Genomic DNA, 20,778 nt, shown 5'->3' on the forward strand with positions numbered 1-20,778 from the left:
ATGAGCGGTGGGCTTCTTGTCGCCGGTACGACCTCCGACGCCGGCAAGAGCGTCGTGACCGCCGGGATCTGCCGGTGGCTGGTGCGGCAGGGCGTGAAGGTCGCGCCCTTCAAGGCGCAGAACATGTCCCTGAACTCCTTCGTGACCACGGAGGGGGCCGAGATCGGGCGGGCGCAGGCCATGCAGGCGCAGGCCTGCCGGGTCGAGCCGACCGCCCTGATGAATCCGGTGCTGCTCAAGCCCGGTGGCGAGCAGAGCAGTCAGGTCGTGCTGCTGGGCAAGCCGGTCGGGGAGCTGAGTGCGCGCGGCTACCACGGCGGACGGCAGCAGCAGTTGCTCGGGACGGTGCTGGACTGCCTGGAGCAGTTGCGGGGCACGTATGACGCGGTGATCTGTGAGGGGGCCGGTTCTCCCGCCGAGATCAATCTGCGGCGGACGGACATCGTGAACATGGGGATCGCCCGGAACGCCGGGCTGCCCGTGCTCGTCGTCGGCGACATCGACCGGGGCGGGGTGTTCGCCTCGTTCTTCGGGACGGTGGCGCTGCTGTCGCCCGAGGACCAGCGTTGCGTTGCCGGGTTCCTCGTCAACAAGTTCCGCGGGGACGTCTCCCTGCTGGAGCCGGGGCTGGACATGCTGCACGGGCTCACGGGGCGGAAGACGTACGGCGTGCTGCCGTTCCGGCACGGGCTCGGGATCGACGAGGAGGACGGGCTGCGGGTCTCCCTGCGGGGAGCGGTGCGGGAGTCCCTGGTCGCCCCGCCGGTCGGCGAGGACGTGCTGCGCGTCGCGGTCTGCGCCGTGCCGCTCATGTCCAACTTCACCGACGTGGACGCGCTGGCCGCCGAACCGGGCGTCGTGGTGCGGTTCGTGGACCGGCCGGAGGAGCTGTCCGACGCCGACCTCGTCATCGTGCCCGGCACCCGAGGGACGGTCCGGGCGCTGGAGTGGCTGCGCGAGCGCGGGCTCGCCGACGCCCTGGTCCGCAGGGCCGCCGAGCAGCGGCCCGTCCTCGGCATCTGCGGCGGCTTCCAGATCCTCGGCGAGCACATCGAGGACGACGTGGAGAGCCGCCGGGGCCATGTCGACGGGCTCGGGATCCTGCCCGTGCGGGTGCGGTTCGCCCGCGAGAAGACCCTCACCCGGCCGTTCGGGGAGGCCCTCGGGGAGCACGTCGAGGGCTACGAGATCCACCACGGCGTCGCCGACGTCACGGGAGGAACTCCCTTCCTCGACGGCTGCCGGGTCGGCCAGACCTGGGGCACGCACTGGCACGGCTCGCTGGAGTCGGACGGCTTCCGGCGGGCCTTTCTGCGCGAGGTGGCGGCCGCCGCGGGCCGTCGCTTCGTGCCCGCGCCGGACACTTCGTTCGCCGCGCTGCGCGAGGAGCAGCTCGACCGGCTCGGCGACCTGATCGAACAGCACGCGGACACCGACGCGCTGTGGCGGCTCATCGAGTCCGGCGCGCCGCAAGGACTGCCCTTCATTCCACCGGGAGCACCCGCATGAGCACTGTGTTGTTGTTGTCGACCGCCGACACGGACCTGCTGGCGGCCCGGGCCGCCTCCGGTGCCGACTACCGGATCGGCAACCCGACCCGCGTGGACGTCCGGGAGGAGCTGCCGGCCCTGCTGGACGGGGCGGGCATCGCCGTCGTCCGGCTGCTCGGCGGCAAGCGGGCCTGGGAGGACGGGCTCGCCGCGCTGAAGGCCTCCGGCATCCCGACCGTGCTGCTCGGCGGCGAGGCCGTGCCGGACGCGGAGCTGATGGCCGAGTCGTCCGTACCGGCCGGTGTCGTTGCGGAGGCGCTGAGGTACCTCGTGGAGGGCGGCCCGGACAACCTCACCGAACTCGCCCGGTTCCTCTCCGACACCGTGCTGCTGACGGGCGAGGGATTCGTCGAGCCGCGGAAGATGCCCGAGTACGGCGTCCACGGCGAGCGTGAGCTCGTGCCGGGCCGTCCGACCGTCGGCGTGCTCTTCTACCGGGCGCACGAGCTGAGCGGCAACACCGGCTTCGTGGACACCCTGTGCGACGCGATCGAGGCGCGGGGCGCCAACGCGCTGCCCGTGTACTGCGGTTCGCTGCGCGGGGCGGACGCGGGCCTCTACGAGATCCTCGGGCAGGCGGACACCCTGGTCGCCACCGTCCTCGCCGCGGGCGGCACCCACGCCTCGCAGGCCTCGGCGGGCGGCGACGAGGAGGCCTGGGACATCGGCGCCCTCGCCGAGCTGGACATCCCCGTGCTGCAGGGCCTGTGCCTGACGTCCTCGCGGCAGGCCTGGGCGGACTCGGACGCCGCCCTGTCCCCCATGGACGCCGCGATGCAGGTGGCCATCCCGGAGTTCGACGGGCGGCTGATCACCGTGCCGTTCTCCTTCAAGGAGCAGGGCCCGGACGACGTGCCCGTCTACGTCGCCGACCCCGAGCGTGCGGGACGCGTCGCCGGCATCGCCGTACGGCACGCCCGGCTGAAGCACAAGGACAACGCCGAGAAGAAGCTCGCACTGGTCTTCACCGCCTACCCGACCAAGCACTCGCGGGTCGGCAACGCGGTCGGGCTGGACACCCCGGCCTCGGCGGTGCGGGTGCTGGACGCGCTGCGGGACGCCGGGTACGTAGTCGAGGGGCATCCGGACGAGGGTGACGAGCTGATCCACCGGCTCATCAACGCCGGCGGGCACGACGTGGAGTGGCTGACGGAGGAGCAGTTGGCCGCCGCGCCCGCGCGGGTGCCGCTGGCCGACTACCGGGCGTGGTTCGAGAAGCTCGACCCGGAGCTGAAGGACGCCATGACGGAGGCGTGGGGCGAGCCGCCGGGCAGCCTCTACGTCGACGGCGACGACATCGTGCTGGCGTCCCTGCAGTTCGGGAACGTCGTCGTGATGATCCAGCCGCCGCGCGGCTTCGGCGAGAACCCGATCGCGATCTACCACGACCCGGACATGCCGCCGTCCCACCACTACATGGCGGCCTACCGGTGGCTGGAGAACTGCTTCGGCGCCGACGCCATCGTCCACATGGGCAAGCACGGCACCATGGAGTGGCTGCCCGGCAAGGGGCTCGGGCTCAGCGGGGGCTGCGCCCCGGACGCGGTCCTCGGCGACCTGCCGCTGATCTACCCGTTCATCGTCAACGACCCGGGCGAGGGCACCCAGGCCAAGCGGCGCGGGCACGCCACGGTCGTCGACCACCTCGTGCCGCCGATGGCCCGTGCCGACACCTACGGCGACCTGGCCAAGCTGGAGCAGCTCCTCGACGAGTACGCGCTGGTCTCCGACCTGGACCCGGCGAAGGCCCCGACCGTGCGCGCCCAGATCTGGACGCTGGTGAAGGCGGCCGAGCTCCACCACGACCTGCACGTCGACGAGCAGCCGGACGACGCGGAGTTCGACGAGTTCGTCATGCACATCGACGGCTATCTGTGCGAGATCAAGGACGTGCAGATCCGCGACGGGCTGCACATCCTGGGCGGCGGTCCGGTCGGCGAGCCCCGCGTCAACCTCGTGCTGGCCGTGCTGCGCGCCTCGCAGGTGTGGGGCGGGCAGGCCAACGCGCTGCCGGGCCTGCGGGCGTCGCTGGCACGGCACTTCGGGCTGGTGGAGAAGGACCTGCTCGCCGAGCCGGGCGCCCCGGTGAAGGTGCCCGTCGAGCTGACGGACCTGGTGGACGGCCCGGCCCGCAGCGCCGCCGACGCGATCGACCTGCTGGAGCAGCTGTGCCGGCGGATCGCGGAGGGCATGGAGGAGCGCGGCTGGGCGGTCGACGGGAGCGCGCCGCTGGTCCGCGAGGTCCTCGGCACCGAACTGCCCGAGGCCGTCGCCGTGCTGGAGTTCGCCTGCACCGAGGTCGTGCCCCGGCTGGAGAAGACCACCGACGAGATCGGGCACATCCTGCGGGCGCTGAACGGCGGCTACGTCCCGGCGGGCCCCTCCGGTTCGCCGACCCGCGGTCTCGTCAACGTCCTGCCGACGGGCCGCAACTTCTACTCCGTCGACCCCAAGGCCATTCCGTCCCGGCTGAGCTGGGAGGTCGGGCAGTCGCTCGCGGACTCGCTGGTGCAGCGGTATCTGCAGGACACCGGCGAGTACCCCACGTCCGTCGGCCTGACGGTGTGGGGCACCTCGGCGATGCGCACCCAGGGCGACGACATCGCCGAGATCCTGGCGCTGCTGGGCTGCCGGCCGGTGTGGGACGACGCCTCGCGCCGCGTGACCGGGTTCGAGGTGGTCCCGCTCGCGGAGCTGGGCCGGCCGCGCATCGACGTGACGGTCCGCATCTCGGGTTTCTTCCGGGACGCGTTCCCGCACGTCGTGGGCCTGATCGACGACGCCGTGCGGACGGTGGCCGAGCTGGACGAGCCGGCGGAGTCCAACTACGTCCGGGCCCACGCCGACCAGGACACCGCCGAGCACGGCGACCGCCGCCGCGCCACGGCCCGCATCTTCGGCTCCAAGCCGGGGGCGTACGGTGCCGGTCTGCTGCCGCTGATCGACGCCCGCAACTGGCGTTCCGACGCGGACCTCGCCGAGGTGTACGCGGTGTGGGGCGGCTACGCCTACGGGCGGGGGCTCGACGGGCGGGCCGCGCGCGGGGACATGGAGACGGCGTTCAAGCGGATCGCCGTCGCCGCGAAGAACGTCGACACCCGTGAGCACGACCTGGTCGACGCCGACGACTACTTCCAGTACCACGGCGGCATGGTCGCCATGGTGCGGCACCTGACGGGCGCGAGCCCCGAGGCGTACGTCGGCGACTCGGCCACCCCGGACCAGGTGAAGACCCGCACCCTCGGCGAGGAGACGCACCGCGTCTTCCGCGCCCGGGTGGTCAACCCGCGCTGGATGGCGGCCATGCGGCGGCACGGCTACAAGGGCGCCTTCGAGATGGCGGCGACCGTGGACTACCTGTTCGGGTACGACGCGACGGCCGGGGTCGTGGACGACTGGATGTACGAGAAGCTCAGCGCCGAGTACGTCTTCGACCCGGAGAACCGGGACTTCATGAAGAAGTCCAACCCGTGGGCGCTGCGCGGCATCACCGAACGGCTGCTGGAGGCCGCGGAGCGCGGGCTGTGGGCCGAACCGGACGCGGAGACGCTGGAGCGGCTGCGCGCCACCTATCTGGAGCTCGAAGGCGACTTGGAGGGCGACGAGAAGTGACCACCCCCTTTCCGTTCACGGCCGTCGTCGGCCAGGACGACCTGCGGCTCGCGCTGCTGCTGAACGCGGTGTCCCCGGCGGTCGGCGGTGTGCTGGTGCGCGGCGAGAAGGGCACGGCCAAGTCGACGGCGGTGCGGGCCCTGTCGGCGCTGCTGCCGGAGGTCCCGGTCGTCCCCGGCTGCCGTTTCTCGTGCGACCCCGCCTCCCCCGACCCGGGGTGCCCGGACGGACCCCACGAGGCCGGCGGCGGTGCCGAGCGGCCCGCCCGCATGGTCGAACTGCCGGTCGGCGCCTCCGAGGACCGGCTGGTCGGCGCACTGGACATCGAGCGGGCCCTCTCCGAGGGCGTGAAGGCCTTCGAGCCGGGCCTGCTCGCCGACGCGCACCGCGGGATCCTCTACGTCGACGAGGTCAACCTCCTCCACGACCACCTGGTGGACCTGCTGCTGGACGCGGCCGCGATGGGCGCCTCGTACGTCGAGCGCGAGGGCGTCTCGGTGCGGCACGCCGCCCGTTTCCTGCTCGTCGGCACCATGAACCCCGAGGAGGGCGAGCTGCGGCCGCAGCTGCTCGACCGGTTCGGGCTGACCGTGGAGGTCGCGGCCTCGCGGGAGCCGGACCAGCGGGTGGAGGTCGTGCGCAGGCGGCTGGCCTACGACGACGATCCGGCCGCCTTCGCCGCGCGCTGGGCCGAGGAGGAGGCCGCCGTACGGGCGCGGATCGTCGCCGCGCGGGAGCTGCTGCCGTCCGTGCGGCTGGGCGACGGGGCGCTGCGGCAGATCGCGGCGACCTGCGCGGCCTTCGAGGTCGACGGCATGCGCGCCGACATCGTGATGGCGCGGACCGCCACCGCGCTGGCGGCCTGGGCCGGGCGCACGGACGTGCTCGCCGAGGACGTCCGGCAGGCGGCGCTGCTCGCGCTGCCGCACCGGCGGCGGCGCAACCCCTTCGACGCGCCGGGGCTCGACGAGGACAAGCTCGACGAGACCCTGGAGGAGTTCGGCGGCTCGGACGACGACGACCCGGATCCGGACCCCGGCCCGGACGGGCCCGGCGGGGGCGGCGGACAGCCGGAACCCGACGACGCGCCTCAGGGCGACGGTGACACCGCGGCCCGGCCCGAGGCCGGCGAGGGCGGGCAGCCGCAGCCCTCGGGCGGGGGCGAGCAGTCGCCCGCACGCGCCTCCGAGCCGTTCCGCACCAAGGTGCTGAGCGTGCCCGGGATCGGCGAGGGCGCCGCCGGGCGGCGTTCGCGGGCGCGGACCGAGCACGGCCGGACGACCGGGGCCCGGCGGCCCCGGGGCGCGCTCACCAAGCTGCATCTGGCGGCGACCGTGCAGGCCGCGGCCCCGCACCAGCGGGCGCGCGGACGGTCCGGGCCGGGCCTGGTGGTGCGCCGGGACGATCTGCGGCAGGCCACCCGCGAGGGGCGCGAGGGCAATCTCGTGCTGTTCGTCGTGGACGCCTCCGGGTCGATGGCGGCACGGCAGCGGATGAGCGCCGTGAAGGGCGCCGTGCTGTCGCTGCTGCTGGACGCCTACCAGCGGCGCGACAAGGTGGGCCTGGTGACCTTCCGCGGCACGGACGCGGACGTCGCGCTGCCGCCGACCTCGTCGGTGGACGCGGCGGCGGCCCGCCTGGAGACGCTGCCGACGGGCGGGCGTACACCGCTCGCCGCGGGGCTGCTGCGCGCGCACGACGTGCTGCGCGTGGAGCGGCTGCGCGATCCCGCGCGGCGGCCGCTGGTCGTGCTGGTGACGGACGGGCGCGCCACCGGCGGCCCGGAGCCGGTCGCCCTGGCCGGGCGCGCGGCGCGGCTGTTCGCGGCCGACGGGGTCGCCTCGGTCGTCGTGGACTGCGAGTCGGGGCCGGTGCGGCTGGGGCTCGCCGGGCAGCTCGCGGGCGAACTGGGCGGTACGGCCGTGACATTGGACGAGCTGCGCGCGGACAGCATCGCCGGGCTCGTGAAGGACGTGCAGAGGAGGGCCGCGTAATGCCGCAGGGACAGCCGAGTGTGGTGCCGGACGACGGACTGACGACCCGCCAGCGGCGCAACCGGCCGCTGGTCGTCGTCCACACGGGCGTCGGCAAGGGCAAGTCCACCGCCGCCTTCGGGCTCGCGCTGCGGGCCTGGAACCAGGGGTGGCCGATCGGGGTGTTCCAGTTCGTCAAGTCGGCGAAGTGGAAGGTCGGCGAGGAGAACGCGCTGCGGGTGCTCGGCGCCTCCGGCGAGGGCGGGTCCGTCGACTGGCACAAGATGGGCGAGGGCTGGTCCTGGGTGCAGCGCGACGCCCAGATGGACAACGAGGAGAAGGCCCGGGAGGGCTGGGAGCAGGTCAAGCGGGACCTGGCGGCCGAGACGTACAAGCTGTACGTGCTGGACGAGTTCGCCTACCCGATGCACTGGGGCTGGGTGGACACGGACGAGGTGATCTCCGTGCTGCGGGACCGGCCCGGGACCCAGCACGTCGTCATCACCGGGCGGAACGCGCCCGAGAAGCTCGTGGACTTCGCCGACCTCGTGACCGACATGTCCAAGGTCAAGCACCCGATGGACGCGGGCCAGAAGGGCCAGAGGGGCATCGAGTGGTGAGTGCTTCCGTCCCACGGCTGGTCATCGCCGCGCCCTCCTCGGGCAGCGGCAAGACCACCGTCGCCACGGGGTTGATGGCCGCGTTCGCCGCGCGGGGGCTCGCCGTGTCCCCGCACAAGGTCGGGCCGGACTACATCGACCCCGGGTACCACGCGCTCGCGACCGGGCGGGTGGGACGGAACCTCGACGCGTACCTGTGCGGGCCCGAGCTGGTCGGGCCGCTGTTCCTGCACGGGGCACAGGGCTGTGACATCGCCGTCGTCGAGGGCGTGATGGGGCTGTACGACGGGGCCGCGGGCGAGGGGGAACTCGCCTCCACGGCTCATGTCGCGAAGCTGTTGCGGGCGCCGGTGGTGCTGGTCGTGGACGCGTCGTCGCAGTCCCGGTCGGTGGCGGCGCTGGTGCACGGGTTCGCCTCCTGGGACCCGGAGGTGCGGGTCGGGGGCGTGATCCTGAACAAGGTCGCCTCGGACCGGCACGAGGAGCTGTTGCGGGAGGCGCTGGAGCAGGCCGGGGTGCCGGTGCTGGGGGTGTTGCGGCGGGTTGCGCAGGTGGACACGCCGTCGCGGCACCTGGGGCTGGTGCCGGTCGCCGAGCGGCACGCCGCGGCGGTCGAGGCCGTTGCGGCGATGGCCGCGCAGGTCGTGGACGGTTGTGACCTGGGGGCGTTGGAAGCCCTGGCACGTGCAGCCGGGGCCGTGCCAGGGGGCTCCGCCCCCTGGACTCCCGCCTCGCCCGCCCACCACCCGACGCGGTCGGATGAAGCGGATCAGCAGCGTGCACCCGTCGTCGCCGTCGCCGGTGGGGCCGCGTTCACCTTCTCCTACGCCGAGCACACCGAGTTGCTCACCGCCGCCGGTGCCGACGTCGTCACCTTCGACCCTTTGAGGGACGAGGAACTGCCCGAGGGGACCGCCGGGTTGGTGATCGGGGGCGGGTTCCCCGAGGTGTACGCCTCGGAGCTGTCCGCCAACGCACCCCTGCGCAAGGCCGTTGCCGAGCTGGCGGGGAGCGGTGCTCCCGTCGCCGCCGAGTGTGCCGGGCTGCTGTATCTGTGCCGGGAGCTGGACGGGCTGCCGATGTGCGGGGTGCTGGACGCCGGGGCGCGGATGACCGAGCGGCTCACTCTGGGCTACCGGGACGCCGTGGCCGTGGGCGACAGTGTGCTCGCGGCGGCCGGGACCCGGATGCGGGGCCACGAGTTCCACCGGACCGCCGTGGAGCCCGGCTCGGGGGCGGAGCCCGCCTGGGGGGTCCGCGGCCCCAGGCCGCGGGTCGAAGGTTTCGTGGAGCGCGGTGTGCACGCGAGCTATCTGCACACGCACTGGGCGTCCGAGCCCGGTGTCGCCCGTAGGTTCGTCGAGAGGTGCCGGACGTCATGAGCAGCAGGCTGGTCGGAGTCGGGGTGGGCCCCGGGGATCCGGAGCTGGTGACCGTCAAGGGCGTGAACGCCCTGCGGGAGGCCGATGTCGTGGTGGTCCCCGTGATGGACACCATGGAGCGCGGCCGGGCCGAGGCGACCGTGTTGCACTACGTGCCCGAGGAGAAGGTCGTCCGGGTCGTGTTCGCGCTGAACGAGCGCAGCGACCGGGGGCGGCGCGAGGCCGCCTGGGACGCGGCCGGGGACCGGGTGGCCGAACTGCTGCGGCGCCACGCCTCGGTGGCCTTCGCGACCATCGGCGACCCCAACGTGTACTCGACGTTCACCTACCTCGCGCAGACCATCGCCGAGCTGGTGCCGGGGACCGTCGTCGAGACCGTTCCCGGGATCACCGCCATGCAGGACCTCGCCGCCCGGTCGGGCGCCGTGCTGACCGAGGGCACCGAGCCGCTCACGCTCGTGCCCGTCACCGCCGGGGCGGCCGTGCTGAAGGACGCCCTGGCCGGGCCCGGGACCGTGGTCGCCTACAAGTTCGGGCGGCAGGCGCACGAGGTCGCCGAGGCGCTGCGGGAGACCGGGCGGCTCGCCGACGCCGTGTGGGGCTCGGCGCTGGGGCTCCCGGAGGAGTCCGTGCGCCCGGCCGCCGACCTCGACGAGGCGCCCCTGCCCTATCTGTCGACGCTCATCGCGCCCGCCCGGCGCGAGGGCGGCCGGGGCGGAAAGCTCTGACGCACCCCGCCCACCACCGCCCCGCCCCCCTTCACCCCCTGTACGAGAGGACCCATCCCATGGCCGACGCCCCCGCCGGCAAAGTGACCTTCGTCGGCGCCGGCCCCGGCGCCGCCGACCTGCTGACGTTCCGCGCCGCGCGCGCCATCGCCGAGGCCGACGTCGTGATCTGGGCGGCCAGCCTGGTCCAGGAGGAGGTCCTCGAACACGCCCGTGAGGACGCGGAGATCCTCGACTCGGCGACCATGTCCCTGGAGGACGTCGTCGCCGTGTACGAGCGGGCCCGCGCCCAGGGGCTGAAGGTCGCCCGTATCCACTCCGGCGACCCTGCCCTGTGGGGCGGCACGCAGGAGCAGGTCGACCGCTGTGCCGAGATCGGCATCGCGACCGAGATCGTGCCCGGCGTGTCCTCCTTCTCGGCCGTCGCGGCGCTCGCGCAGCGCGAGCTGACCATCCCGGAGGTCGCGCAGTCGGTCGTGCTGACCCGGCTCGGCGGCGGCAAGACGCCCATGCCGCCCGGGGAGGAGGTCCGGGAGTTCGCCAAGCACGGCACCACCATGGCGGTGTTCCTCTCCGCCGCCCGCAGCGGGCAGCTCGTGCGGGAGCTGCTGGAGGGCGGCTACCCGACGACGACGCCGGTCGTGGTGGCGTACCAGGCGACCTGGCCGGAGGAGCTGGTCGTGAAGTGCACGATCGGCACGCTGGAGGAGACGGTCAAGGAGCACAAGCTCTGGAAGCACACCCTGTTCCTGGTCGGCCCCGCGCTCGACGCGCAGGGCACGCGCTCGCACCTGTACCACCCGGGCCACTTCCACGGGTACCGCAAGGCGGACCCGGAGGCCCGCCGGGCGCTGCGCGAGCGGGGGGCGAGTACGTGATCACGGTGGTCGGCACGGGGACGGGGGCGGCGCCTTCCGACGACGTCCTCGCCGGTGCCGAGCTGGTGGTGGGCGGGCGGCGGCATCTCGACGCCGCCCGGCTGCCGGAGACGGCCGAGCGGGTCGTGCTCGGGCCTCTCGCGCCGGCCCTCGACACCATCGGCGAGTACGTCGCGAAGGACCGTCCCGTTCTGGTGCTGGCCTCCGGCGACCCCGGGTTCTTCGGGATCGTGCGGGTGCTGGCGGAGCGGTTCGGGCCGGAGCGGCTGGACGTGCGGCCCGGGGCGTCGTCGGTCGCCACCGCGTTCGCCCGGATCGGCCTGCCGTGGGACGACGCCGTGGTGGTGAGCGCCCACGGGCGGGAGCTGCGGACGGCCGTCAACGTGTGCCGGGCGCAGCCGAAGACGGCCGTGCTGACCGGCCCGGGCGCGGGTCCGGCGGAGCTGGGTGCCGCGCTGCGGGACACGGCGCGGGTGCTGGTCGTCGCGTCCGGGCTCGGCTCGGGCGGGGAGCGCGTGGAGCGGGTGACGCCCGCCGAGGCCGCCGCCCGGGACTGGGGCACGGCGGTGAACGTGGTGCTGTGCCTGGACGAGGCGCGGGCGCTCGGCCCGGTGCGGACGGTCGCGGGGCCCGGGGAGCAGCCCGCCGGCTGGGCCCTGGAGGAGGCGGAGTTCGCCCACCGGGACTCGATGATCACCAAGTTCGAGGTGCGGGCGCTTGCCCTGGCCCGGCTGGGGCCGCGCCCGGGCGACCTGGTGTGGGACGTGGGCGCGGGCTCGGGGTCCGTGGCCGTGGAGTGCGCGCGGCTCGGTGCGGCCGTGACCGCCGTGGAGAAGACCGCGGACGGCGTGGAGCGCGTCCGCGCCAACGCCGCCGCGCACGGTGTGGACGTGCGGGTGGTACGGGGCGCGGCACCGGAGGCGCTGGCGGAGCTCGCCGAGACCCCGGACGCCGTGTTCGTGGGGGGCGGCGGGCGCGAACTGCCCGCGATCGTCGCCGCGTGCGCGCGGCGTGCCCGGCGCACGGTGGTCGTCGCCATGGCCGCGCTCGACCGGGTGCCGGCCGCGCGCGAGGCCCTGACCAGCGCCGGTCTCAGCTGCGACGGCGTGCTGCTGCAGTCGTCGCGGCTCGCGCCGCTGCCCGGGGACGTGACCCGGCTCGCGGCGACCAACCCCGTTTTCCTGCTGTGGGGCGTCCGGCCCCCGGCAGCTGTCGAAGAAGGAGTCGCCCAGTGATCGGCCTCATTTCCGCCACCGCGGCGGGAGCGGCTGCCCGGGACCGGCTGGCCGCCGCGTGGCCGGACCGCACCCGGGTGTACGAGGGTCCCGTCGGGGACGCCGTACGGACCGCGTTCGCGCAGTGCGAGCAGCTCGTGTGCTTCCTGGCGACGGGCGCGGTGGTGCGGCTGGTGGCGCCGCTGCTGTCCGGCAAGACCGAGGACCCGGGCGTGGTGTGCGTCGACGAGGGCGGGCGGTTCGCCGTGTCCCTGCTGGGCGGGCACGCGGGCGGCGCCAACGAACTGGCCCGCGAAGTGGGTGACGTGCTGGGCGCCGAGCCGGTGGTGACGACGGCCACGGACGCCGTGGACCTGGCGGGCCTGGACACCCTCGGCCTGCCCGTGGAGGGCGACGTCGCCGGGGTGTCGCGGGCGCTGCTGGACGGCGAGGCCGTGGCGCTGCGGGCCGAGGTGGCCTGGCCGCTGCCGCCGCTGCCGGTCGCGGAGGAGGGGTCGTACACGATCCGGCTCACCGACCGGCTCGTGGAGACGGCCGAGCGCGAGGCCGTGCTGCGTCCGCCGACCCTGGTCGTCGGGGTCGGGGCGTCGAAGGGCGCCCCCGTGGAGGAGGTCCTCGGACTGGTCCGGGACGCCCTGCGGGAGGCCGGGCTGTCGGTGGCGTCCGTCGCCGAACTCGCCACCGTCGACGCCAAGTCCGAGGAGGCCGGCATCGTCGAGGCCGCGCGGCGGCTCGGGGTGCCGCTGGTGACGTACTCCGCGGAGGAGCTGGCCGGGGTCGACGTGCCCAATCCGTCCGACGCCCCGCTCGCGGCCGTCGGCACCCCGTCCGTCGCGGAGGCCGCCGCGCTCGTGGGCGGCGGCGAACTGCTCGTCCCCAAGCGGAAGTCGGCCGCGAGCCCGGCCATGGCGACCTGTGCCGTCGTACGGCGTCCGGGGCGCGGGCGGCTCGCGGTGGTCGGGCTCGGGCCGGGCGCCCGGGACCTGCTCACGCCCCGCGCGAAGGCCGAACTGCGGCGGGCGTCCGTGCTCGTGGGGCTCGACCAGTACGTCGACCAGATCCGTGATCTGCTGCGGCCCGGCACCCGGATCCTGGAGTCGGGGCTCGGAGCCGAGGAGGAGCGGGCGCGCACTGCCGTCGAGGAGGCCCGCGAGGGGCAGGCCGTCGCGCTGATCGGCAGCGGGGACGCGGGCGTCTACGCCATGGCCTCCCCCGCGCTGGCCGAGGCCTCCGACGACATCGACGTGGTCGGTGTGCCCGGGGTGACGGCGGCGCTCGCGGCCGGTGCGATCCTGGGCGCCCCGCTGGGCCACGACCACGTGTCGATCAGCCTGTCCGACCTGCACACGCCGTGGGAGGTCATCGAGCGGCGGGTGCGGGCGGCGGCCGAGGCGGACATCGTGGTCACCTTCTACAACCCCCGTTCGCGCGGCCGTGACTGGCAGCTCCCCAAGGCGCTGGGCATCCTCGCCGAGCACCGGGCTCCGCAGACACCGGTCGGTGTCGTGCGCAACGCCTCGCGTCCGGACGAGTCCAGCCGGCTCACCACCCTGGGCGCGCTCGACCCGGCGACGGTCGACATGATGACGGTCGTGACCGTGGGCAACACGGCGACCCGGGACATCGCGGGGCGCATGGTGACGCCTCGCGGCTACCGCTGGCAGTCGGCGCAGGAGGGCTCCGAGTGAACCGTGTCGTCCATCCCATCGAGGTGGAGTCCTACCGGCGCATGCGGGCCCGGCTGGACACCTCGCACTTCCCGCCGCTGACCCGCGCGGTCGTGGAGCGGGTCGTGCACTCCGCCGCCGACCTCGACTACGCCCGCGACCTCGTCCTGGACGAGGCCGACCTGGAGAAGGCGCACGCTGCGCTGCACGCCGGGGCGCCCGTGGTCGTGGACGTGGAGATGGTCGGCGCCGGGATCACCCGGCGCGAGACCGTCTGCCGTCTGAGGGACGCCGAGTCCGGTCCCGGGCTGACCCGGTCTGCGCACGCCATCCGGCTCGCTTACGAGCAGGTCGGTCCCGGCGCCCTCTGGGTGATCGGCAACGCGCCGACCGCGCTGGAGGAGCTGCTGACGCTCGACGCCGACCCCGCGCTCGTCATCGGACTGCCCGTCGGTTTCGTCGGAGCCGTCGAATCGAAGGCCGCGCTGCGCGAGAGCGGCCTGCCCGCCGTGAGCAACGTGTCCGAGAAGGGCGGGTCGGCGGTCGCCGCCGCCGCGCTCAACGCCCTGCTGTACCACCCCACTTCCGCCGAGGAGAAACTGTGACCACCCCGCCCGCCCTGCTCATCGCCGGCCACGGCACCCGGGACGACGCCGGAGCCGAGGCGTTCCGCGACTTCGTACGGCAGCTGGGGGCCCGGCACCCCGAACTGCCCGTCGCGGGCGGCTTCATCGAGCTGTCCCCGCCGCCGCTGGGCGAGGCCGTCACCGAACTGGTCGAGCAGGGCGTGCGGCGCTTCGCCGCCGTCCCGCTGATGCTGGTGTCCGCCGGGCACGCCAAGGGCGACATCCCGGCGGCCCTGGCCCGCGAGAAGGAGCGGCACCCGGGCATCTCGTACACGTACGGGCGTCCGCTCGGCCCGCACCCGGCGCTGCTGAACGTGCTGGAGCGGCGGCTGGACGAGGCCCTGGGGTCGGCGGGCCGTACGCCCGGCGACCGGGCCGACGTGACGGTGCTGCTGGTCGGGCGCGGCTCCACGGACCCGGACGCGAACGCCGAGGTGCACAAGGCGGCCCGGCTGCTGTGGGAGGGGCGCGGGTACGCGGGCGTCGAGACGGCGTTCGTGTCGCTGGCGGCGCCGGACGTGCCGAGCGGGCTCGACCGCTGTGTGCGGCTGGGCGCCCGGCGGATCGTCGTCCTGCCCTACTTCCTGTTCACGGGCATCCTGCCGGACCGGGTGCGGCACCAGACGGAGGGCTGGGCCGCCGCGCACCCGGAGGTCGAGGTGCTGTCGGCCGACGTCATCGGGCCGGAGCCGGAGCTGCTGGATCTGGTGTGGGAGCGGTACGAGGAGGCCGTCAAGGGCGATCTGCGGATGAACTGCGACTCGTGCGTGTACCGCATCGCGCTGCCGGGCTTCGAGGACAAGGTGGGCATGCCGCAGCAGCCGCACTTCCACCCGGACGACGACGACCACCACCACGGACACGGCCACGGGCACCACCACGGCGCTCACTCGCATGCGCACTGAGAGCGGGCACGATCTGCGTCACCACGGGGACGCGGAGGTCCGGGACGACGGCGGTTCGCTCGTCGACCTGGCCGTGAACGTCCGCGCGGACACGCCGCCGGTCTGGCTGCGGGAGCACATCGCCGCGTCGCTCGGCGGGCTCGCGGCCTACCCCGACGGGCGTACCGCGCGGGCGGCGGTGGCCGCGCGGCACGGGCTGCCGGTGGAACGGGTGTTGCTGACGGCGGGTGCGGCGGAGGCGTTCGTGCTGCTGGCGCGGGCGCTGAAGGTGCGGCGGCCGGTCGTCGTGCATCCCCAGTTCACGGAGCCGGAGGCGGCGCTGCGGGATGCCGGACACGCCGTCGGCCGGGTGCTGCTGCGGGAGGAGGACGATTTCCGTCTGGACCCGGCGGCCGTGCCCGAGGACGCGGACCTGGTGGTGATCGGCAACCCGACGAACCCGACGTCGGTGCTGCACCCGGCGGACGCGATCGCCGGGCTCGCCCGGCCGGGGCGTGTGCTGGTGGTGGACGAGGCGTTCATGGACGCGGTGCCGGGTGAGAGCGAGGCCCTGGCCGGCCGTGTCGACGTCCCGGGTCTCGTGGTGCTGCGCAGCCTGACCAAGACATGGGGGCTGGCCGGGCTGCGGATCGGGTACGTGCTGGCGCCGCCCGAGATCGTCGAGGACCTCCAGCGGGCGCAGCCGCTGTGGCCGGTCTCGACCCCGGCGCTGGCCGCTGCCGAGGCGTGCGTGGGGCCACGGGCCCTGGCGGAGGCGGCCCACGCGGCGCACCGCATCGCGGCGGATCGCGCGCATCTGCTGGCGGGCCTCGCCCGCTTCGCCCCGGCCGGGCTGCGGGTGGCCGGGCCCGCGCGGGGCCCGTTCGTCCTGGTCCGCGTGGACGGGGCCTCCGCGGTCCGCCGGCGCCTGCGCGACCTCGGCTACGCCGTGCGGCGCGGGGACACGTTCCCCGGGCTGGACGAGAAGTGGCTCCGGCTGGCGGTGCGGGACCGCAGCACGACCGACGGGTTTCTACGAGCGCTGCAGCGAGCGCTGACGGACTGACACCTCAGCCCCCGGAGGTGCCCGGCCGTCACCGTCTCGGCCGGACGCGGTCCCGGGGGCGGCGGGCGAGCAGGGCACGGTGACGGCGGCCCACAGGCCGGCGTCTGAAGGCGAAGAAGCCGGCCCGGGGGATGTGAACCGGGCTCTCGGACGCCGGCCGCCGCCCGGGCCGGCGGGCGGGGCAGGATGGCCGTGCCCCGCCGGCCGGCCCCGGATCGCCGGTGGTCAGCCCCGACGGCGCGCCCGGGACAGCACTCCCCCGCCCACGGCGAGCAGGGCAATCGCGATGCCTACGAGGTACGGCGTGGCGGAGCTGCCGCCCGTCTCGGCCAGGTTCGTCTCGGCGGGTGCTCCCTGCGGCTCGACGGCGGCGGCCGGGGCGGACGGGGCGGACTGCTCGGCCGGGGGCTGTGCGGCGGCCTCCGGCCGGGGTGTCCTGCACGCCGCCTCGGCCAGGGTGACGGTGCCGTCGACCTCCGCGACGTTCTGCTTCAACGGGTCCACGGAGACCTTGAGTTCGAGGGCGGTGGCGGCGGCGTTCCGGGCCGTGGTCCGGGTGTTGTCGAGGTCCAGGCGCACCTCGCCGACGCCCGGCACCTTGACTTCCGCCGGGCCTTGGCCGGTCAGGGTCACGTGCTTGCCGAGCACGGTCACGGAGCCGGGCAGGTCGGTCGTGGCGACCGGGTTCTCGCCGACCTCGCAGGTGGCCTTGGCGGTGACCTTCTCGACCTCGATCAGCGACAGCAGCGGCAGGCCGGGGACGTGGAGGCGGGCGCGGGCCAGGGTGGTGATCCCCTCGGCCTTCATGGGGGTCGTGGTGGCCCTCGCATCGGCCACCTCGGCGCGCAGCACGCTGAAGGGCCGGCCGCCGTCCACCGCGTCGAGGGTGGCCGTCAGCGTGGTCTTCTCAGCGCTCTGCGGGGCCTGGACGTCGTTGAGGGAGACGGCGAGGGGGAGGTTCACCGGCTTGTTCATCGGGGAGACGTCCAGGTCGGTGCGCAGGACGGCGGCGCTCGCGCGGCCGTGGTCGTCGGCGGCGTGGGCCGTGCTCACACCGGTCAGTGCCAGGGGTCCGGCGGCGAGGGCCGTGGCCGTGGCGACGGTCACGAGACGAAGTGCGGGCTTGCGGACGGAAAGGCTGTTCACGTTCAGGACTCCCAGGAAAACCGGCTCGGGTCCCGGTGTGAATCGCCGCACCGCGCCTGTGGCTTGAGCGATCTGACGCCGCTTCACTCCAACGTGGCGAGATCACGGGCGTTTTCGAATATTCCCGGCGCAGGCGTTCCCCGTCACCGTCATGACTATCCGACCACGCGCCCGTTCAGCACCACGCGGCGCGGCGCCGCCAGCACCCGTACATCGGCCCGCGGGTCCTCGTCGTAGACGACGAGGTCGGCCGGGGCGCCCTCGTCCAGGCCGGGACGGCCGAGCCAGGAGCGGGCCGTCCAGGTGCCCGCGGCGAGCGCCTCGACGGGCGGGATGCCGGCGGTGACGAGTTCGCCGACCTCGGCCGCGGCCAGGCCGTGCGCGAGGCCGCCGCCCGCGTCGGTGCCGACGAAGACCGGGATCCCGGCGTCGTAGGCGCTCCGGACCGTGTCGTAGCGGCGTTCGTGGAGCCTGCGCATATGGGCCGACCAGCGAGGGAACCTGCTCTCGCCGCCGTCCGCGAGCTGCGGGAAGGTGGCGATGTTGACCAGGGTCGGGACGATGGCGACGCCGCGTTCGGCGAACAGCGGGATGAGGTCCTCGGTCAGGCCCGTCGCGTGTTCGATGCAGTCGATGCCCGCCTCGACGAGGTCCTTGAGGGAGTCCTCGGAGAAGCAGTGCGCGGTCACCCGCGCGCCCAGCCGGTGGGCCTCGGCGATCGCCGCCTCGACGGCCTCGCGGGGCCAGCAGGCGGACAGGTCGCCGAGGTCGCGGTCGATCCAGTCGCCGACCAGCTTGACCCAGCCGTCGCCGCGCCGGGCCTCCTGGGCGACGTAGGCGACCAGATCCTCCGGCTCGATCTCCCAGGCGTAGTTGCGGATGTAGCGGCGGGTGCGGGCGATGTGCCGCCCGGCACGGATGATCTTCGGCAGGTCCTCGCGGTCGTCGATCCAGCGGGTGTCGGAAGGCGAGCCGGCGTCGCGGATGAGGAGGGTGCCCGCGTCCCGGTCGGTCAGGGCCTGCTTCTCCGCGACGTCCTCGGGGACCGGTCCGTGCCGGTCCAGTCCGACGTGGCAGTGCGCGTCGACGAGGCCGGGCAGGGCCCAGCCGACGACCGTGCGGACGTCGCGGGCGCCGGCGGGGCGGTCGTAGGAGATGCGGCCGTCGACCATCCACAGCTCGTCCCGGACGTCCTCGGGCCCGACGAGCACCCGCCCCTTCACGTGCAGCACCGTGCGATCGCTCATGTACCGCACCTTAGTGAGCCGGCCGCCCGGCATCGAAGGGGGATGGTGTCCCCGGGACGCGCCGCGTGGGGGCGCGAGGGCCGCCGGTTACCCTCGATGCGATCGAACCTGTGAGTGAAGAGAGCCCCACCGTGACGCATCCGTTTCTGGACCTGGCCCCGCTCGGCGCGGACCGCTTCGCCGCGATCGAGGACCGTGTGGCGCGGCTGCTGAGCACCGAGCAGGACGTCGTGATCATGCAGGGCGAGGCGCTGCTGCCGCTGGAGGGCGCGATCCGCGCCGCGGCCGGTCCGGGCACGACGGCGCTGAACGTCGTCACGGGGCCGTACGGGCAGACCTTCGGCGACTGGCTGCGGGACTGCGGCGCCGCGGTGACCGACCTGGCGGTGCCCTTCCACACCGCGGTGACGGCCGAGGAGATCCGGCAGGCCTTCGCCGAGCACCCGGAGATCGACTTCGTGTCGCTGGTGCACGCGGAGGCAGCGACCGGCAACACCAACCCGGTCGCGGAGATCGGCGAGGTCGTGCGGGCGCACGGGGCGCTGTTCTACCTGGACGCCGTGGCGTCGATCGGGGCCGAGCCGGTGCTGCCGGACGCGTGGGGCGTGGACCTGTGCGTGATCGGCGCGCAGAAGGCGATGGGCGGTCCGGCCGGGGTGTCGGCGGTGTCGGTGAGCGAGCGGGCCTGGGCGCGGATGGCGGCCAACCCGAAGGCCCCCCGACGGTCGTACCTGTCGCTCCTCGACTGGAAGGAGCGGTGGATCGACGGTGGCCGCAAGGCGCTGCTGCACGCGCCCGCGCAGCTGGAGATGCTGGCCCTGGAAGCGTGTGTGGAGCGGATCGAGGCGGCCGGTCTCGACGCGGTGATGGCCCGGCACGCGTCCGCCGCGGCGGCGACCCGGGCCGGTGCCATCGCGCTCGGCGGCGGTCTGGAGCCGTATGTGTACGAGGCGCGGGACGCGGCGCCCGTCGCCACAACGCTGCGGGCGCCGTCCGGGCTGGTGGCGTCGGAGCTGGTCCGGCGGGCCCTGACGGCGGACCCGGCCGTGCCGCTGGCCGCGGGCGGGGGTGCGCTGGCCAAGGAGATGATCCGGGTCAACCACTACGGCGCGGAGGCGACGCCCGGGGCCGTGCGCGCGAGTCTGGCGGCGCTGGGCGTGGCGCTCTCCGAGCAGGGGCTGTCGGTGGATGTGGAGGCGGCGCTGCGGGCCGTCGAGGGGGCGTGGCGGTAGTCGTCGGCGGAGGCGGGAGGGGCCTCGCCCCCGCTGCGGCCCGGACGGCCTCGTCCTCCGGCGCCGGCCGGGCTGAAAGACGCCGGTCGGCGCCGTGGCCGGGGAACGGTGTCAGTGGTGCGTGCCATGCTCCCCGCATGACCTCTGACACAACTGCCGGAGCCCCTCCGACCCTCCCCGACGGCCGTCCCGTGCCGCACCTGACCGGTGACGAGCGGGCCATGCTGGAGAGCTGGCTGGACTTCCACCGGGCCACGCTGGCGCTGAAGTGCGCCGGTCTGGACGACGCGCAGGCGCGGATCGCGGCGGCCGAGCCGTCGTCGCTGACCCTGCTCGGGCTGGTGCAGCACCTCGCGGAGGTCGAGCGGAACTGGTTTCAGCGGGTGGCCGGCGGGGTGCCCGTGGCGCCCGTGTTCGAGGACGCGACCGGCTACGCGCTCGATCCGGCGCGCGGGCTCGACGAGGCGCTCGGGATCTGGCGGCGGGAGATCGCGCGGGGGCGGGAGCTGTGCGCCGGGCTGCCGCTGGACCACGTCGGGCGGGTCGCCGAGGGGCCGGTGCCCGGGATGGAGGTCAGTCTGCGCTGGGTGCTCATCCACATGATCGAGGAGTACGCGCGGCACAACGGTCACGCCGATCTCCTGCGGGAACGCATCGACGGAGTGACCGGGGCCTGAATTCCACGTGCTTTCCGTGCTATCTCACATGTAAGCTGGCACACAATTAATGAATTCTTTCAAGAACGGCTTCCCGTATTCTTCTGCCCGCTTTTCCCGGTCCTAAACACGCAGATTTTGAGGACACTCCGAGGGGAAATTCTGGCAGCCCCCGGGAGGCCTACACGGCTGTGACGCGTTACACACTGTGACCATTTTGCCCGGGAATTACCGGACAATATCGGGCATCTCGCCGCCTCGATGCGTGAAGCCTCG

At 74.2% G+C, this 20,778-nt stretch carries 16 protein-coding genes; 14 read left to right on the forward strand and 2 right to left on the reverse strand.

Going from position 1 to position 20,778, the window contains the following annotated elements; all coding sequences use genetic code 11:
* Genes RFN52_RS08960 through cobC form a run of 12 tightly spaced genes read left to right on the forward strand, consistent with a single transcriptional unit; the run spans position 1 to position 16,221 of the window.
* A complete protein-coding gene (locus tag RFN52_RS08960) occupies positions 1–1,509 on the forward strand; it encodes a cobyric acid synthase (RefSeq protein ID WP_184844737.1) in 1,509 nt (502 codons plus the stop codon).
* Positions 1,506–5,162, forward strand: a complete 3,657-nt coding sequence (cobN, locus tag RFN52_RS08965) for a cobaltochelatase subunit CobN (RefSeq protein ID WP_184844740.1) — start codon at positions 1,506–1,508, stop codon at positions 5,160–5,162. The genes RFN52_RS08960 and cobN overlap by 4 nt, the downstream gene beginning before the upstream one ends.
* The gene (locus RFN52_RS08970) at positions 5,159–7,156 is read left to right on the forward strand and encodes a putative cobaltochelatase (RefSeq protein WP_184844744.1); all 1,998 of its coding nucleotides are present in this window, start codon (positions 5,159–5,161) and stop codon (positions 7,154–7,156) included. The genes cobN and RFN52_RS08970 overlap by 4 nt, the downstream gene beginning before the upstream one ends.
* Positions 7,156–7,755: a cob(I)yrinic acid a,c-diamide adenosyltransferase gene (gene cobO, locus RFN52_RS08975; RefSeq protein WP_079308227.1), complete on the forward strand. Its 600-nt coding sequence runs from the start codon at positions 7,156–7,158 to the stop codon at positions 7,753–7,755. Before RFN52_RS08970 ends, cobO begins: the two co-directional genes overlap by 1 nt.
* Entirely contained in the window at positions 7,752–9,137 is a 1,386-nt protein-coding gene (locus RFN52_RS08980; protein ID WP_184844747.1) for a cobyrinic acid a,c-diamide synthase CobB, read from the forward strand. Before cobO ends, RFN52_RS08980 begins: the two co-directional genes overlap by 4 nt.
* A complete protein-coding gene (gene cobI, locus RFN52_RS08985; RefSeq protein WP_184844751.1) occupies positions 9,134–9,865 on the forward strand; it encodes a precorrin-2 C(20)-methyltransferase in 732 nt (243 codons plus the stop codon). The genes RFN52_RS08980 and cobI overlap by 4 nt, the downstream gene beginning before the upstream one ends.
* Before the next feature lie 59 nt (positions 9,866–9,924).
* Positions 9,925–10,743, forward strand: a complete 819-nt coding sequence (cobM, locus tag RFN52_RS08990; RefSeq protein ID WP_184844754.1) for a precorrin-4 C(11)-methyltransferase — start codon at positions 9,925–9,927, stop codon at positions 10,741–10,743.
* Complete coding sequence (gene cbiE, locus RFN52_RS08995; RefSeq protein ID WP_184844757.1) at positions 10,740–11,978, forward strand: precorrin-6y C5,15-methyltransferase (decarboxylating) subunit CbiE; 1,239 nt, start codon at positions 10,740–10,742, stop codon at positions 11,976–11,978. The genes cobM and cbiE overlap by 4 nt, the downstream gene beginning before the upstream one ends.
* Positions 11,975–13,666, forward strand: coding sequence for a precorrin-3B C(17)-methyltransferase (gene cobJ, locus RFN52_RS09000; RefSeq protein WP_184844760.1), 1,692 nt, complete (start codon positions 11,975–11,977; stop codon positions 13,664–13,666). Before cbiE ends, cobJ begins: the two co-directional genes overlap by 4 nt.
* Entirely contained in the window at positions 13,663–14,250 is a 588-nt protein-coding gene (locus RFN52_RS09005; RefSeq protein ID WP_184844763.1) for a precorrin-8X methylmutase, read from the forward strand. Before cobJ ends, RFN52_RS09005 begins: the two co-directional genes overlap by 4 nt.
* Positions 14,247–15,176, forward strand: a complete 930-nt coding sequence (locus tag RFN52_RS09010) for a sirohydrochlorin chelatase (protein WP_184844765.1) — start codon at positions 14,247–14,249, stop codon at positions 15,174–15,176. Before RFN52_RS09005 ends, RFN52_RS09010 begins: the two co-directional genes overlap by 4 nt.
* Entirely contained in the window at positions 15,166–16,221 is a 1,056-nt protein-coding gene (gene cobC / locus RFN52_RS09015; protein WP_184844768.1) for an Rv2231c family histidinol phosphate aminotransferase CobC, read from the forward strand. The genes RFN52_RS09010 and cobC overlap by 11 nt, the downstream gene beginning before the upstream one ends.
* 225 nt (positions 16,222–16,446) lie before the next feature.
* On the opposite strand, the gene RFN52_RS09020 is transcribed toward cobC, so the two are convergent.
* The gene (locus tag RFN52_RS09020; protein ID WP_184844770.1) at positions 16,447–17,367 is read right to left on the reverse strand and encodes an SCO1860 family LAETG-anchored protein; all 921 of its coding nucleotides are present in this window, start codon (positions 17,365–17,367) and stop codon (positions 16,447–16,449) included.
* A gap of 155 nt (positions 17,368–17,522) precedes the next feature.
* Positions 17,523–18,614 carry an amidohydrolase family protein gene (locus tag RFN52_RS09025; RefSeq protein WP_184844773.1) on the reverse strand — a complete coding sequence of 364 codons (1,092 nt, stop codon included), beginning with the start codon at positions 18,612–18,614 and terminating at the stop codon, positions 17,523–17,525.
* Between the two features lie 131 nt (positions 18,615–18,745).
* On the opposite strand from RFN52_RS09025, the gene RFN52_RS09030 reads away from it, so the two are divergent.
* Together RFN52_RS09030 and RFN52_RS09035 are read left to right on the forward strand one after the other, a co-directional pair.
* Positions 18,746–19,846, forward strand: coding sequence for a pyridoxal-phosphate-dependent aminotransferase family protein (locus RFN52_RS09030; RefSeq protein ID WP_229856201.1), 1,101 nt, complete (start codon positions 18,746–18,748; stop codon positions 19,844–19,846).
* Positions 19,847–19,983: 137 nt separating this feature from the next.
* Positions 19,984–20,523, forward strand: a complete 540-nt coding sequence (locus tag RFN52_RS09035) for a DinB family protein (RefSeq protein ID WP_184844778.1) — start codon at positions 19,984–19,986, stop codon at positions 20,521–20,523.
* The last annotated feature ends 255 nt before the right edge of the window (positions 20,524–20,778 follow it).

The organism is Streptomyces collinus (assembly GCF_031348265.1).
GTDB classification, from domain to species: domain Bacteria; phylum Actinomycetota; class Actinomycetes; order Streptomycetales; family Streptomycetaceae; genus Streptomyces; species Streptomyces collinus.

Bases quoted from the DNA above. Each gene is read 5' to 3' on its own strand.
- RFN52_RS08960 (WP_184844737.1), top strand. From the start codon at position 1: ATGAGCGGTGGGCTTCTTGTCGCCGGTACGACCTCCGACGCCGGCAAG.
- cobN (WP_184844740.1), top strand. From the start codon at position 1,506: ATGAGCACTGTGTTGTTGTTGTCGACCGCCGACACGGACCTGCTGGCG.
- RFN52_RS09025 (WP_184844773.1), bottom strand. From the start codon at position 18,614: ATGAGCGATCGCACGGTGCTGCACGTGAAGGGGCGGGTGCTCGTCGGG.
- cobM (WP_184844754.1), top strand. From the start codon at position 9,925: ATGGCCGACGCCCCCGCCGGCAAAGTGACCTTCGTCGGCGCCGGCCCC.
- cobC (WP_184844768.1), top strand. From the start codon at position 15,166: ATGCGCACTGAGAGCGGGCACGATCTGCGTCACCACGGGGACGCGGAG.
- cobO (WP_079308227.1), top strand. From the start codon at position 7,156: ATGCCGCAGGGACAGCCGAGTGTGGTGCCGGACGACGGACTGACGACC.
- RFN52_RS09035 (WP_184844778.1), top strand. From the start codon at position 19,984: ATGACCTCTGACACAACTGCCGGAGCCCCTCCGACCCTCCCCGACGGC.
- cobI (WP_184844751.1), top strand. From the start codon at position 9,134: ATGAGCAGCAGGCTGGTCGGAGTCGGGGTGGGCCCCGGGGATCCGGAG.